The organism is Mesorhizobium sp. WSM4828, from assembly GCF_055811175.1.
This window is the reverse complement of the sequence record NZ_JBVVQK010000109.1, coordinates 1-497: the sequence shown is the minus strand read 5'-3', so window position 1 is coordinate 497 and position 497 is coordinate 1. Positions and strand designations below refer to the sequence as shown.

Here is a 497-nt window from a genome sequence, read left to right as displayed (position 1 = left end):
TCGGCGAATCCGGATTTTTCGGGCACGTACAATCCCGCCAATACGGGTATCGATTACTACGGCGTGGATGTCTATCCCGTCCGCACGGATGGCGCGGTCGACTACAACATGATCGACAAATTCGTCGCCGCCGCTCAGGCGTCGGGCATCCCGACGAGCAAGATCGTTCCAGGCTACCAGACGTTTGGAGGCGGCGACTATAACACCGACATGGGTGGCAAATATGTCGTGCCCACCGCCGCCCAGATGGAAACCATGATGGACCACTGGGCCAAGCTGGTTCCGTCACCCGCCTTCGACTACGCATACGCCTGGGGTTCGCAGCGAGGCGACACCGCGCTTGAAAGCTCCCCGGAACTGCAGGCCATTTTCCGGCAACACAATCTCAGCACTGCCGGGACTGCTCCTTCCGAAGCCGCGGCCACCGATCCCACTTCTACGGCGAGCATCCCTTCCGAGGCCACCACTGGCGGCAGCACCTCGACTGCCACCGCCCC

1 pseudogene is annotated in these 497 nt (G+C 62.0%); it reads left to right on the top strand.

The window, feature by feature from the left end:
• Positions 1-497, top strand: a pseudogene (locus AC0L2X_RS32510) (calcium-binding protein); the annotation flags it as partial.